The 15,014-nt window shown below is 35.3% G+C and carries 14 protein-coding genes and 2 rRNA genes; 14 read left to right on the forward strand and 2 right to left on the reverse strand.

The annotated features are described in order from the left end of the window. The 12 genes from A9G24_RS03015 to gltP all read left to right on the forward strand — a co-directional run. Positions 1–510 (forward strand): 23S ribosomal RNA (locus tag A9G24_RS03015); the annotation flags it as partial. A 126-nt stretch (positions 511–636) separates the two neighbouring features. After that, positions 637–752 (forward strand): 5S ribosomal RNA (gene rrf / locus A9G24_RS03020). 289 nt (positions 753–1,041) lie between these two features. Next, positions 1,042–1,614, forward strand: a complete 573-nt coding sequence (gene rppH, locus A9G24_RS03025; protein WP_065637706.1) for an RNA pyrophosphohydrolase — start codon at positions 1,042–1,044, stop codon at positions 1,612–1,614. Further along, positions 1,611–2,480, forward strand: coding sequence for a prolipoprotein diacylglyceryl transferase (gene lgt / locus A9G24_RS03030; RefSeq protein WP_065637707.1), 870 nt, complete (start codon positions 1,611–1,613; stop codon positions 2,478–2,480). Before rppH ends, lgt begins: the two co-directional genes overlap by 4 nt. Further along, positions 2,477–3,271 (forward strand): thymidylate synthase, encoded by a 795-nt coding sequence (gene thyA, locus A9G24_RS03035; protein WP_065637708.1) that lies wholly within the window; start codon positions 2,477–2,479, stop codon positions 3,269–3,271. Before lgt ends, thyA begins: the two co-directional genes overlap by 4 nt. A 247-nt stretch (positions 3,272–3,518) precedes the next feature. Next, positions 3,519–4,469, forward strand: coding sequence for an LpxL/LpxP family Kdo(2)-lipid IV(A) lauroyl/palmitoleoyl acyltransferase (lpxL, locus tag A9G24_RS03040; RefSeq protein WP_065637709.1), 951 nt, complete (start codon positions 3,519–3,521; stop codon positions 4,467–4,469). 47 nt (positions 4,470–4,516) lie between these two features. Next, a complete protein-coding gene (rlmM, locus tag A9G24_RS03045) occupies positions 4,517–5,599 on the forward strand; it encodes a 23S rRNA (cytidine(2498)-2'-O)-methyltransferase RlmM (protein ID WP_065637710.1) in 1,083 nt (360 codons plus the stop codon). 20 nt (positions 5,600–5,619) lie between these two features. Then, positions 5,620–7,461 (forward strand): penicillin-binding protein activator, encoded by a 1,842-nt coding sequence (locus A9G24_RS03050; protein WP_065637711.1) that lies wholly within the window; start codon positions 5,620–5,622, stop codon positions 7,459–7,461. Continuing rightward, positions 7,433–7,798 carry a YraN family protein gene (locus A9G24_RS03055; protein ID WP_081303058.1) on the forward strand — a complete coding sequence of 122 codons (366 nt, stop codon included), beginning with the start codon at positions 7,433–7,435 and terminating at the stop codon, positions 7,796–7,798. Before A9G24_RS03050 ends, A9G24_RS03055 begins: the two co-directional genes overlap by 29 nt. A gap of 17 nt (positions 7,799–7,815) precedes the next feature. After that, positions 7,816–8,394 carry an SIS domain-containing protein gene (locus A9G24_RS03060; protein WP_065587129.1) on the forward strand — a complete coding sequence of 193 codons (579 nt, stop codon included), beginning with the start codon at positions 7,816–7,818 and terminating at the stop codon, positions 8,392–8,394. Between the two features lie 97 nt (positions 8,395–8,491). Further along, positions 8,492–11,191 carry a DNA topoisomerase (ATP-hydrolyzing) subunit A gene (gene gyrA, locus A9G24_RS03065; RefSeq protein WP_065637713.1) on the forward strand — a complete coding sequence of 900 codons (2,700 nt, stop codon included), beginning with the start codon at positions 8,492–8,494 and terminating at the stop codon, positions 11,189–11,191. 92 nt (positions 11,192–11,283) lie between these two features. Next, positions 11,284–12,594, forward strand: coding sequence for a glutamate/aspartate:proton symporter GltP (gene gltP, locus A9G24_RS03070; RefSeq protein WP_065637716.1), 1,311 nt, complete (start codon positions 11,284–11,286; stop codon positions 12,592–12,594). Positions 12,595–12,853: 259 nt separating this feature from the next. On the opposite strand, the gene rpmG is transcribed toward gltP, so the two are convergent. Together rpmG and rpmB are read right to left on the reverse strand one after the other, a co-directional pair. Further along, positions 12,854–13,021, reverse strand: a complete 168-nt coding sequence (gene rpmG / locus A9G24_RS03075; RefSeq protein WP_025314526.1) for a 50S ribosomal protein L33 — start codon at positions 13,019–13,021, stop codon at positions 12,854–12,856. A gap of 15 nt (positions 13,022–13,036) precedes the next feature. After that, on the reverse strand, positions 13,037–13,273 hold the full coding sequence (gene rpmB, locus A9G24_RS03080; protein WP_034946960.1) for a 50S ribosomal protein L28: 237 nt from the start codon (positions 13,271–13,273) through the stop codon (positions 13,037–13,039). 385 nt (positions 13,274–13,658) lie between these two features. Here rpmB and aroE point away from each other — a divergent pair, with 385 nt between their 5' ends. Continuing rightward, a complete protein-coding gene (gene aroE, locus A9G24_RS03085; RefSeq protein ID WP_065637714.1) occupies positions 13,659–14,489 on the forward strand; it encodes a shikimate dehydrogenase in 831 nt (276 codons plus the stop codon). A 104-nt stretch (positions 14,490–14,593) separates the two neighbouring features. Continuing rightward, positions 14,594–14,947: an Aca2/YdiL-like domain-containing protein gene (locus tag A9G24_RS03090; RefSeq protein ID WP_065637715.1), complete on the forward strand. Its 354-nt coding sequence runs from the start codon at positions 14,594–14,596 to the stop codon at positions 14,945–14,947. The last annotated feature ends 67 nt before the right edge of the window (positions 14,948–15,014 follow it).

Consider the following 15,014-nt stretch of genomic DNA (forward strand, 5'->3'; position numbering starts at 1 on the left):
TGATCCGGTGGTTCTGAATGGAAGGGCCATCGCTCAACGGATAAAAGGTACTCCGGGGATAACAGGCTGATACCGCCCAAGAGTTCATATCGACGGCGGTGTTTGGCACCTCGATGTCGGCTCATCACATCCTGGGGCTGAAGTAGGTCCCAAGGGTACGGCTGTTCGCCGTTTAAAGTGGTACGCGAGCTGGGTTTAGAACGTCGTGAGACAGTTCGGTCCCTATCTGCCATGGGCGTAGGAAAATTGAGAGGGTTTGCTTCTAGTACGAGAGGACCGAAGTGAACGCACCGCTGGTGTTCGGGTTGTGATGCCAATTGCATTGCCCGGTAGCTACGTGCGGAATAGATAAGTGCTGAAAGCATCTAAGTACGAAACTAGCCTCGAGATGAGTTTTCCCTGAAGAGATTCAGTAAGGTCCGTTTGAGACTAAGACGTAGATAGGTCAGGTGTGTAAGTGTAGTGATACATTGAGCTAACTGATACTAATGAACCGAGAGTCTTAACCTTACAACTCGGAGTTGTTTTGGGATTATGCGATTGATAGTATAAAAGTTGAAATAACAGTTTGTTCCGGATTGAGAGATTAGTGCAGATATGAGATAATGTAGCTAATTGAAAAGAGTACAGGATATGTCTGGCGGTAATAGCGCGGTGGTCCCACCTGACCCCATGCCGAACTCAGAAGTGAAACGCCGTAGTGCCGATGGTAGTGTGGGTATTACCCATGTGAGAGTAGGGTGCCGCCAGACTTTTAAATTAGAGAGAGCCCAGCAGTGATGCTGGGCTTTTTTGCTTTTCAAGTTTTTATTTATAAAGAAATAATTGAGTGCTGCATTAAGGATCATTTATAGTTTATGGATAGAATTTTTAGAAAATCTTTGGTTAGTAGTAACATTTATATAATAACAAACATTAAAAAGAATGAAAATTAACCAATTAAAGAGCATATTTATCCTATTTGTATTATTTTTTTATTTATTTATTACTGTATGTATGAAACAATTCAGTTATATAGGAATAAATTTTTTGAGGTAGTCAGTGATCGATAATGATGGCTACCGTCCAAATGTAGGAATCGTTATTTGTAACAGGTATGGTCAAGTACTTTGGGCTCGTCGCTATGGGCAAAATTCTTGGCAATTTCCTCAGGGCGGAATAAAACAAAGCGAAACGCCTGAGCAGGCAATGTTTCGTGAATTAAACGAAGAAGTTGGTTTATTATCAAAAGATGTGAAGATTTTGTCCGTGACTAATGGTTGGTTACGATATAAGTTACCAAAAAGGATGATCCGTTGGGAAAATCAACCAGTTTGTATCGGACAAAAGCAAAAGTGGTTCTTATTAGAATTAATATCTGATGCATCGGCAATTAATCTCAATATGTCTTCAACTCCTGAATTTGATGATTGGAAATGGGTCAGTTATTGGTATCCTATTCGCCAGGTTATTGCATTTAAGCGGGATGTCTATAGAAAAGCAATGAAAGAATTTTCTTTACCTGTGTTTGCTATACAGTCCGAAATAGTGGCGCCAATAACGAATATTCCTAAAAAGAAACGATTTAATTTCTTTGCTCATAAACGAAAAAATAAAAAGCGTATTAAAAAATGAATCAATATTTACAATTTCCTAACTTCGATCCAATAGCTTTTTCCATTGGTCCTATATCGCTTCATTGGTATGGCGCAATGTATTTGTTTGGTGTGCTGGGTGCGCTTTACTTAGCTAAGCGTCGTGCAAGTAAGCCAAATAGTCAATGGACCTCACAGCAGGTTGAAAATTTATTATTCTGGGGATTTCTAGGTCTTTTTATTGGGGGACGGTTAGGTTACGTCTTCTTCTATAACATTAGTACTTTTATTAAAGATCCTGTAATTTTATTTAAAGTCTGGGAAGGAGGGATGTCTTTCCATGGTGGTTTAATTGGCGCTATTTGTGTTATTGCCATTTTTGCTAAAAAGGCAAAAAAAACTTTTATGCAAGTAAGTGATTTTGTTGCTCCTCTTGTACCTATTGGTTTGATGTTTGGTCGATTTGGCAATTTTATTAATGGGGAACTTTGGGGAAGAGTAACTAATTCCTCTATTGGTATGTTATTTCCGACATCATCACATGCTGATTTTATGTTTGTTCAGTCTCACCCAGAATGGTTTTCACTTTATTCTCAATTAAAAGGTATTTTACCAAGGCATCCATCACAACTTTATGAAATGATGTTTGAAGGTATTGTACTATTTATTATCTTAAATATTTTTATCCGAAAACCAAGGCCAACGGGGGCAGTTTCTGGAGTATTTTTACTTTGCTACGGTTTATTTAGATTTGCTATAGAATTCTTTCGACAACCAGATGAACAACTCGGCTTATTTTTAAATATTATCAGTATGGGACAAATTTTATGTCTACCAATGATTATTGGGGGAATTTTGATACTGTTATATACATATAGATTTCATAAGAAGGCAAAAACAAGATGAAACAATATTTAGCATTAATGCAAAAAATTTTAGCTGAAGGCACCTCTAAGTCAGATCGAACGGGTACTGGTACACTATCTGTTTTTGGGCATCAAATGCGCTTTAATTTGCAAGATGGTTTTCCTCTTGTTACAACTAAAAAATGTCATTTACGTTCAATTATTCATGAGTTGCTTTGGTTTTTGAAGGGTGATACGAATATTAAGTATTTACAAAATAATAAGGTTACTATTTGGGATGAGTGGGCTGATAAAGATGGTGAGCTTGGTCCTGTTTATGGAAAACAGTGGCGGGCATGGGAGGCTTCTGATGGTCGTCAAATAGATCAGATTTCGCAATTAATTGAGCAAATTAAAAATGATCCTAATTCTAGACGTATGATTGTTTCTGCTTGGAACGTTGGAGAATTAGATCAAATGGCATTAGCTCCATGTCATGCTCTTTTCCAATTTTATGTTGCAAATGGCAAACTTTCTTGCCAACTTTATCAACGTTCTTGTGATGTATTTTTAGGACTACCATTTAATATTGCCAGTTATTCGTTGTTACTTCACATGATTGCACAGCAATGTGAATTACAAGTGGGTGAATTCGTGTGGACTGGTGGAGATACACATCTTTATTCCAATCATATGGAACAAACCCATTTACAATTAAGCCGTGAACCAAGAGCATTACCCAAATTAGTAATTAAACGTAAACCTTCAACAATTTTTGATTATGTATTTGAAGATTTTGAAGTTATTGGTTATGATCCGTATCCTGCAATCAAAGCCCCTGTTGCGGTTTGATCTTTTGTGAAAAAGTTTCAGGGAAATATGTGTTTTAGTATAAAATAAGGAAGTTCTAAGAACCGATCATAATGAGTAATTCTCATTATTCGCTATGATCTGCTACTTTAAATATAAATCGATTCTAAATTTTGTTACTGAATGATGATATAAAGTTGTTAGTTAACCCTGTTGATTTTTCTGCCCCTAAAATCAGGATATGGTATATAATAATCAACTTTATTATTAACAATAACTTGATCTTAATATGAGTCAAAATCAAGAAATTCGCCCTATCTTTACTAAATGCTTACTGCACCCTCGTTATTGGTTAACATGGTTTGGTATCGGTATTTTGTATTTAATTCTACTGTTGCCATACCCAATTATTTATCAATTGGGAAAAGGATTAGGTTTACTTTCAATGAAATTAATCGGCAAACGAAAAGAAACGGCGAGCCAAAACCTTAAACTTTGTTTTCCTGAAAAAACACAACAAGAACGTGACCAGATGTTACGTGAAAATTTTATTTCGACCGGTTTGGCTATTTTTGAGACCGGTATGGCTTGGTTTTGGTCAGATAAACGGCTTGCCAAGCGCATTTCTATTGTTGGCGACTTTCATATTAAAAAGGTACAACAATCGGGTCAAGGTGTTCTGCTCATAGGTATTCATTTTTTAACATTAGAATTAGGTGCACGTATTTTAGGAATGAGCCATCCAGGTGTGGGTGTTTATCGACCAAATGATAATCCTGTAATGGATTATGTTCAGCTTAAAGGGAGACTTAAGTCAAACAAATACATGCTAGACCGCCATAATACAAAGGGTATGATCCGCGCACTAAAGAATGGTGAGTTACTTTGGTACGCGCCGGATCATGATTATGGTCCTAAAAATAGCGTATTTGCACCTCTATTTTCAGTCGAAAAAGCTGCAACTACCGTTGGTACGCGCATATTAGTTAAGTTAGGAGAGCCTGCCATTATCCCTTTTACGCCTAAGCGTGAGAAAAATGGTCACTATACAGTTTATGTTAGTTCAGAGCTTGAAGGCTATCCAATAGATGATGATGTGCTTGCTGCCACTTTTATGAATAAAGTTATTGAACAAGAAATTTTAAAAGCACCTGAACAATATATGTGGTTACATCGACGATTTAAGACTCGCCCAAAAGGGGAAGCACCTTTATATACTGATAATGTTCAATCTGATTGATGTGATTGTTGCTTATTATGGTGGTTTAATAAATTTAATATACAATTATGCAAAAATTAAATAAGATCGTTTTATATTGTCGTTGTGGGTTTGAAAAAGAATGTGCTGCTGAAATCACAGATAGAGCCGTGCAAAGAGAAATATATGGCTTTGCTAAATTTAAAGAAAACAGTGGTCATGTTGTTTTTGAATGCTATCAAGATGGAGATGCGCAATTATTAATAAAAGATTTGGCTTTTCGTACATTAATTTTTGCCAGACAAATGTTTGTAGCGGGTGATTTATTAACAGATTTGCCGAATAATGATCGTATCTCTCCCATTATTGATGCACTATCTGGCATTATAGATAAAGCTGGGGATCTGCGTGTAGAGGTTGCTGATACTAATGATGGCAAGGCACTTTCCGGTTTTTGTCGTAAATTTACAGTTCCTCTTCGTCAGGCATTACGAAGTAAACGTATTTTATTAAAAGTTGCAAACCCATCAAGACCCGTTATTCACTTATTTTTTATCAATAGTAATAGTTGTTATGTTGGTTATTCACTGAGTCAAAATAATTCACCTTTTTATATGGGGATTCCAAGGCTAAAATTTCCAACCGATGCACCAAGCCGTTCTACGTTAAAATTAGAAGAAGCCTTTCATATTTTTATTCCTTATGAAGAATGGGATGAACGATTAAAAGGTGGTTTGAATGCGGTTGACTTGGGCGCTTGTCCTGGAGGTTGGACTTATCAGCTAGTAAAAAGAAGCATGATGGTTTATGCCATTGATAATGGACCGATGAATGAGAAACTGATGGAAACAGGACAAGTTAAACATTATCGTGAAGATGGCTTCAAATTTGTACCTAAAAAGCATAATATTTACTGGTTGGTTTGTGATATGGTTGAAAAACCGGCTAAAGTAACAGAATTAATAGCCAAATGGCTAATTAATGGTTGGTGTAGAGAGACTATTTTTAATCTCAAATTACCAATGAAAAAACGTTATGAAGAAGTAAAACAAAGTTTACAATGGCTAAACGACGAATTAAATAATAAAAAAATTAATGCACAAATTCAAGCTAAACAGCTTTATCATGATCGAGAAGAAGTGACCGTTCATGTGCAACGAATTTGGGGATAATAACTTACAAGAGAATGGCTATGAATTTAAAACACTCCTTTTATGCTATGTTAATACTGCCGATATTTGCATTTTTGGTAGGATGTACTTTTGAAACGTCAAAGGAATCACTTAACTTTGATAATAACCAAAATTCTAATTATTATCTATTACAAGCAGATAATAGTTCCGGTTCAATTAAAGTTAATTGGCAATTGTTAGCTATTCGTGCTCTAATAAAAGAAAATAAATTTTCGCAAGCAAATGCATTATTATCAAGTTTACCCCTTAATCTCAATAGTGAACAGCAAAAAGAAAAATTATTGTCAGAAGGTGAAATTGCGGTAAAAAAAAGACAATCATTTGACCTTAATAAATTTGCTATTTCAGATTTGAATAACTCACAGCTATATCGTTATTATACGATTAAATTAGGTTTGGATATAAATAGTAAAGATATTAATGCTCAAGCTCACGATTATCTTCAATTAGAAAAATATGTAACAGAAGCCGAAAAAAGGCAATTATTAAATAATACATGGAATTTTTTCCGTAAGTTAAAATCTGATAAAATCAGTAAAGTTTTAGTCGGTGAAAATGAAGCAATATTACAAGGCTGGGTTGACTTAGCTTATACTTATCAAAATAATAGTAAAGCAATTGTTTCGCAAGATGATGATACTCCAGACACAATTGCAGCAAAATCTGAAAATCAAAAACAGTTATTAAAACAAGCTGTCAACAACTGGGCTACACAATATCCAGATCACCCAGCTAAAGAGATTATTTCGATATTGACCGGTGAACAAACACTTTCTGCTGACGCTAATGCAAAAAAGGTTGCTTTATTGCTACCATTAAATGGTTCTTCACATATATTTGGTGAAACTATTCGTCAAGGTTATATCAGTGCCTCAAAGTTTTTTCCACAAGAACCGCAACAAAACGTGATTGTACTTGATACAACTAGTGCACCTATGGATACTTTAATCCAGCAAGCACAGGAACAGAATGTGGAATTAATTGTAGGGCCTTTATTAAAAAATGAAGTTACTAAAATAAAAGAGCTAGCACCCGCTATTCCTGTTTTAGCCTTGAACAAAGTTGATAATACGACCACTTCTGCTAATAAAATGTGTTTTTTTGCATTATCGCCTGAAGATGAAGCTAAAGATGCAGCAGACCATATTTATTCTCAAAATAAAATTAAACCATTATTATTAGTACCCCAAAGTGATTTGGGGCGACGTGTTGCACAAAGTTTTGCTACACAGTGGTCACAATTGTCGGCAAATGCTTCACAGCCTTACGTGCAATATTTTGGCAATACTACAACACTAAGTGCCAACATGAATCATAATATAGGTATTAGTCTTGCAGGTAGTCCTATCTCGATTGATGAAACACCAACAGAGGGAATGTCATCCGCTGGCTTTGATGCTATTTATGTTTATTCATCATATGATGAATTGACATTGATAAAACCTATGCTTGATATGGGAGCGAATAAGACAATTGGTAATTCATCTGCTGTCATGCTTTATTCAAGTTCAAAAAGTCATGTAGCTAACGCCTCTAATGATTTTAATTATGATATGAATAAAACTGAATATGCAGAAATTCCTATGGTTATGAATCAAAAGGATAATACAAATATACCAAGCAATGTTCAGAAAGATTATTCATTAATGCGTCTATATGCAATGGGAATTGATGCGTGGAGACTTGCCAATCGTTTTAATCAACTTAGTTCATATCAGCCTAATTTTTTAGATGGAATGACAGGTAAATTATCCACAACTGATCAATGCGAAGTAACTCGAACACTCTCTTGGCAGCAATATATTTATGGTGATGCTAAATCAGATTCTAAGAGCGAATAAAAAACAAATTGGTGAGTATTATGAAAATATTGCTTGCCAATATCTACTTAACAAAGGTCTTATATTTTTAGCACATAATATTCAATTTCGCCAAGGTGAAATCGATTTAATAATGTTAGATAAGGACTGCATTGTTTTTGTTGAAGTGCGTTACCGAAAAAATGCAAATTTTGGTGATGCCGAAATGACCGTAACATTAAATAAACAAAATAAGATAAAGCAGGCTGCTCAGCTATGGATGATAGAGCAAAATTTAAATATTGAAGGTACAGAGTTTAGATTTGATGTTTTTGCTATTACAGGTAAAAGCCAAAAGTGGATTATTAATGCATTTTAATTTTTAGGTGAAAAAGTGTGCAAGATTTAATTAAAAATTATTTTACTGAAAGTATTCAAACTCAAATTGTGATGGCTGAATCGCTTGGTTATTCAATTGAAAAGGCTGCAAATATTATTGTTGAGAGTTTACTTAACGGCAATAAAATTATGAGCTGTGGGAATGGTTCTTCCGCTGCTAATGTACAAAGCTTTACTTCCCGTTTAATTACCAGTATTAATATCGAAAGACCAAGCATTCCAGCAATAGCTTTAGTCTCGGACAATGTTTTATTAAGTGCTATAGCTAATCATGAAGAAATTTATGCTCGCCAAATTCAAGCTTTAGGTCAACAAAGTGATGTTTTAATTGTGGCAACTAGCCAAGGGAATAGCCGAGCTATCATTCGTGCGGTTCAAGAAGCGGTAATTAAAGATATGAAAATCGTTGCATTAACCGCTTTTGATGGTGGTGAAGTTATTGGTTTACTTGGGCAAAATGATATTGAAATAAGAGTTCCATCTTATAAAAAAGTGATGGCTTACGAAATGCATGCTATGATTTTAAATTGCTTATGTCAATTAATTGAAAATACGTTATTTATTCATAACGAATAAGTTAAAATAAAAATAGTTTAGTTCTGCATTAATATTGATTTTATGGTACAATTATGAACTATTTTGATGACTTAAATTAATAAGAGAACATGGTGTTATGACCGAATTAGCCAAAGAAATAACTCCCGTTAATATTGAAGATGAATTAAAATCCTCTTATCTTGATTATGCAATGTCAGTCATTGTTGGGCGTGCTTTACCTGATGTGCGAGATGGGTTAAAACCTGTTCACAGACGTGTTTTATTTGCTATGCATGAAGCGGGATATGATTGGAACAAACCTTATCGAAAATCTGCTCGTGTTGTTGGGGATGTTATTGGTAAATACCACCCACATGGTGATTCTGCTGTTTATGACACAATTGTGCGTATGGCTCAGCCATTTTCATTGCGTTATATGTTGGTTGATGGTCAAGGAAATTTTGGTTCTGTTGATGGCGATTCAGCTGCTGCAATGCGTTATACCGAAATTCGGATGCAGAAATTTGCAGGGGCATTATTGACTGATCTTGATAAAGAAACAGTTGATTTTTCACCAAACTATGATGGATCAGAAATGATTCCCGATGTATTACCGACTCGTATTCCAAATTTATTAATTAACGGCTCTTCAGGGATTGCGGTTGGTATGGCAACGAATATCCCACCTCATAATCTTGCTGAAGTCATTAATGGCTGTCTTGCTTTTATTGAAGATGAAAATATTTCAATTGATGGTTTAATGGAACATATCCATGGTCCAGACTTCCCGACCGCAGCTCTCATTAATGGGCGTAAAGGTATTGAAAATGCTTATCGTACTGGTCGTGGTATTATCTATATTCGTTCTAAAGCCACAATTGAAGTTGATGACCATTCCGGACGAGAAACTATCATTGTTAACGAAATTCCATATCAAGTTAATAAGAAAAAATTGATCGAGAAGATTGCAGAATTAGTCAAAGATAAGAAAGTAGAAGGGATTTCGGCATTACGCGATGAGTCAGATAAAGATGGTATGCGTATTGTGATTGAAATCAAACGAGATGCTGTGGGTGAAGTTGTATTAAATAACCTTTTCTCATTGACGCAATTACAAGTTTCCTTTGGCATCAATATGGTGGCGTTACACAAAGGTCAACCGAAGCTATTAAACTTACGTGAAATGATTGAAGCCTTTGTACTTCACCGCCGTGAAGTAGTCACTCGCCGAACCATATATGAATTACGCAAAGCACGTGAACGTGCTCATGTATTAGAAGGTTTGGCGATAGCGCTTGCTAATATCGATCCAGTTATAGAATTAATTCGTTCAGCATCAACGCCTAGCGAAGCTAAAACCAAATTATTAGCGCAAGCTTGGCAGCTTGGTCATGTTGCAACTATGCTAGAAAAATCAGGTAATGATGCGGCTCGCCCTGAAGATTTAGCGCCAGAATTTGGCATTCGTGATGGGTACTATTACTTATCTGAAGCTCAAGCTCAAGCCATTTTAGATCTTCGCTTACATCGACTGACAGGACTAGAGCACGAAAAAATTCTTGATGAATATAAAGAATTACTTTTGCAAATTGGTGAATTATTACATATCTTGGCTAGTTCAGAAAGATTAATGGAGGTGATTCGTGAAGAGCTTGAAGCTGTTCGAGATCAGTTCCAAGATGCGAGAAAAACTGAAATTACTGCAAGTAGTGCAGATATTAATATTGAAGACCTTATTGCGCAAGAAGATGTCGTTGTCACACTTTCTCATCAAGGATATGTAAAATATCAACCGCTTTCTGATTATGAAGCTCAACGTCGTGGTGGTAAAGGTAAATCTGCAACTAAAATTAAAGAAGAAGACTTTGTTGAAAAATTATTGGTAGCAAATACCCATGATACGATTCTTTGCTTCTCAAGCCGTGGTCGTTTATATTGGATGAAAGTCTATCAGTTACCCGAAGCCAGCCGTGGATCACGCGGGCGTCCAATTATCAATTTATTACCGCTTGAAGCTGGTGAGCGTATTACTGCGATTCTACCTGTTCGAGAATTTGATGATGAACATTGCGTATTTATGGCAACAGCACAAGGTACCGTTAAGAAAACGTCTTTAATTGAATTCAGTCGACCTCGTAGTGGCGGTATTATTGCGATTAATCTACGTGATGATGATGAATTAATCGGTGTGGATTTAACTAACAACGACCATTTAGCTGCTACTGATGATGAAGATTTGAATGATGATGCCACTATTGATGAAGGTGAAGATGAGGATAATGAAGTCGCCGAGAGCTCTAATACAGAGGATATTATGCTGTTTTCTGCCAATGGTAAAGTTGTTCGATTCCCGGCTAATAAAGTTCGTTGTATGGGGCGAACTGCGGCAGGTGTTCGAGGTATAAAACTTGATAGTGATGATAAAGTGGTTTCATTAATTGTACCTCGAGGTAATGGTGCAATTCTAACTGCAACTCAAAATGGTTATGGTAAACGTACACAACAAGAGCTATACCCGACAAAATCAAGGGCAACGAAGGGCGTTATATCTATTAAGGTTAGTGAACGAAATGGCTCAGTTGTTGGCGCTGTACAAGTTGATGAGACCGATCAAATTATGCTAATTACGGATGCAGGTACATTAGTTCGTACTCGTGTTTCAGAAGTGAGTGTTGTTGGTCGAAATACTCAAGGTGTTATGCTTATTCGAACTGCCGAAAGCGAAAAAGTTGTGGGATTACAGCGAATTGCCGAAACAGAAGATGAAGATGGTGAATCTGAATTATTGTCACTAAGTGAAGAACGGAGTGATTCAGAACATGAATCTGAAGAATAATTTTTAATTATTTAAAAGGATTAGTTAAGTATAGCTAATCCTTTTTTATTTAGAATAAACTCGAAAAGGAATAGTATTTGATGTCATTTTCTATAAAAAAAATCTTAACAAATCTTGCATGGCAAATTTTGATAGCTTTGATGTTAGGGGTTGCAGTAGGCGCTTATTTATTTGAACTTTCAGTTCCAAGTCATCCATTACATTCATATTACCAATTTTCAATAGTGAATATTTTTCAACCTGCAGGCGATATCTTTATTCGATTAATTAAAATGATCGTGCTGCCAATTATACTGAGCACATTAACGCTAGGTATTGCAGGTATTGGTGGTTCTAAACGATTAGGGACATTAGGTTTTAAAACAATTCTCTATTTTGAAATTATTACAACGATTGCTATTTTATTAGGTCTTTTTTGGGGTAATATTTTTGCACCAGGCGCAGGAATTGATTCCTCAACACTAGCAACGGCAGATATTAGTAAGTATACCCAAGCCGCTGAAGAATTAAGCGGCAAGCCTCATGGTTTAATTGTCATGATTCTTGATATGATTCCTGCCAATATCTTTAAAGCTATGACTGATGGTGCTGTTTTACCTGTCATTTTCTTCTGTGTCTTTTTTGGTTTAGGCTTAATGTCTTTACCAGATAAACAACGCGAACCATTTATATTCTTCTTAAAAGTAGTGTCTGATACTATGTTTAAAGTCACTAATATGATCATGCGTTATGCTCCTGTGGGGGTATTTGCCCTGATTACTGTAACGGTGGCCAAATATGGATTTTCATCTCTACTTCCTCTACTTAAATTAATTTTAACCGTCTATTCAGCAATGATTGTTTTTACATTAGTGGTCCTAGGACTTGTTTGTAAACTTTGTCAATTTAATATTTTTACATTATTGAAAATATTAAAAGAAGAATTGGTTATTGCATTTTCGACCGCAAGTTCAGAAACAGCATTACCTAAAATCATTGAAAAGATGGAAGCTTATGGTGCTCCAAAATCGATAACGAGCTTTGTTATTCCAACAGGTTATTCATTTAATCTTGATGGTTCAACACTTTATCAAAGTATTACGGTTATCTTTTTAGCACAGTTATTCCAGATAGATTTAACTATTTTAGATCAGATTATTATTGTCATCACTTTGATGATAGCATCAAAAGGGATTGCCGGTGTACCAGGTGCTTCAATTCTTGTTTTATCTGCAACGCTTGGTAGTGTAGGTATTCCTCTTGAAGGGATTGGTTATATTATGGGAGTTGAACGTATTTTAGATATGGGAAGAACAGTCGTTAATGTGGTAGGTAATGCATTAGCAGCGATTGTTATTGCACGTTGGGAACATGCTTTTGACGATAAAAAAGCAAGAGCTTATGAACAGCAATATTTGAAATAAAACTATTGCTATCTTTTAGCAAGCTTCAGGTTAAAAACTGGAGCTTTTTTTATTTTAATGATTTTATAAATGGATTGCGGAGTTAAACAGATATAAAATTATCAATAATAATTATATTTTCATTAACTTGTTAGCTTTTTTATTGCTTAGTGTCACTCACTAGAGCAATATCAATTAACAAAATATGCGGGTATGTTGTGTGCTAAAAAGGTATAAAAAACCCAGCATAGGCTGGGGTTTTTTACTAATTTGTCTAAAACTATTTAATTTTTGCTTCTTTATAAATAACATGCTGACGAACAACAGGATCGTATTTTTTGATCTCCATTTTTTCAGGCATAGTTCTTTTATTTTTGCTAGTGGTATAAAAATGACCTGTACCAGCAGAAGAAACTAATCTGATTTTTTCGCGTACACCTTTTGCCATGATATTGTTTCCTTATTAGTACTTTTCACCACGGGCACGAAGTTCAGCTAAAACCGCATCAATACCCTTTTTATCGATAATACGCATACCTTTAGCAGATACACGCAATTTTACAAAACGTTTTTCACTCTCAATCCAAAAACGGTGAGTTTGAAGATTTGGTAGAAAACGACGTTTAGTAGCATTCATCGCATGAGAACGATTATTTCCTACTAAAGGACCTTTTCCTGTTACTTGGCATACTCGTGACATGTCAATAATTCTCCGAAATTTCAATGCTTAAGCCTTGGGCGTAATATGTTAATGGAATTAACCTCGTCAGGCTTTTAGTTTGCTGCAGTTCTATCTGAGAAGCAGTCTAACCTCTCACACTACACCCATAATAATGAGGTAGCGAAGTATACGCTGTTATACGCAATTTCTCAAGCATTATCTTATTTTGGTGTAAAAATAAGCGCATTACCTAAGTAAATATTAACGAATAGATAACCATTATTACCATAAAACTATTATTCTATAGTTAGGATTATCTTAGTTAAATACAAAAATTGTTTAATTTTATAATAAATATGTTTTAATACTATTGATTATAGATTTTATCTATTAGGTCTAATTTTCTAACTTTCAAGGAGATTGTATGAACCCGTTCACGCCATATAGTATATACGGTATTATCGGTTATCCTTTAGGACATAGTATGAGCCCTCTTATTCATACTACATCATTTCAGGATTACGGTATTCCCTCAGTTTTAGTTCCTTTTGCTACGCCACCAGAAGATATTTCAACCTTATTCAAATCTGTAAGATTATTAAACATTCGAGGGCTGTGTGTCACAATTCCGCATAAGCAAACGATTATTCCTTATTTAGATAAAGTAACAGAGCATGTAAAAAAAGCCGGTGCTGCTAATTTAGTCTATTGGGAGGGTGATAAGCTTTGTGGTGAGAATACTGATATTGTTGGTTTTATGCAACCTCTTGAACAGAAGAAATTACCGGCTGAATATAAAAAAGTTTTATTACTAGGAGCTGGTGGTGCGGCACGCGCTGCGGTTGTCGGATTACAGGATCTTGGTTATACCGATATTACCGTGACTGACATAGCGAGTGACTTACCCAAAGCGTTAGCTAAAGAATTCAATCTTAAAATAGTTGCTTGGGAAGAACGTAGTCAAGTTGAAGCGCAAATTATTATTAACTCTACCCCCTTGGGTATGCAAGGCAAATTTGAAGATCAGACACCTTATGAACAAGCTTGGTTTAAAGGGAAAGGATTGGCTTATGATATTGTTTATACACCATATAATACACGATTTAGACAAGAGGCAGAAAAAGCTGGCTGGGAATCTATTTCAGGACGTGAAATGTTTATAGGGCAAGCAAATGCACAATTTAAAATTTGGACAGGAAAAGATCTTTCCGATAGGGCAAAACAAGCTGTAATAGATGCTTTAGCTGGAAAATAAATATTGCAAATAGAACATACATTTCATTAAAGTGAATGAGATGTATGTTAAATAAAATTAGATGGTTAATTTTTAAATAAGTTATATTATTAAAAGGAGTATTTATGACAAACTTAGAATTGCAAGCTTATCGTCGTTTTCTGATGCTAAAAGTATCAGAAGCTAGCCAATATATTGGTAAAACGGATGCTAAAACATGGCATGATTGGGAGAGTGGTACTATACCCGTGCCTGAGTTTGTAGCAATCACAATGCAAGAGCTGAAAAAGCTTCGCAATGATAAAATTAATATTATTATCAATAGTATCAATGATCGTGTTGGTAGTAATACAATACGCTACTTTATGACATATGAAGAATTTAAAAAAGTGAATTCTGATCTAGACGTGGTGCAATGGCGATTACATCAATCAATCGCCACAGAGCTTTATTTTCGTGGTTTAGAAAAACTATGTTAATTGACTTTATCAAGATGACTTTTGGCGTCTAAAAGGCTTTTTTACAACCTTAGTAAATAATTATTTA

This window comes from Gilliamella sp. App6-5 (genome assembly GCF_001690525.1).
Lineage (GTDB): Bacteria > Pseudomonadota > Gammaproteobacteria > Enterobacterales > Orbaceae > Gilliamella > Gilliamella apicola_H.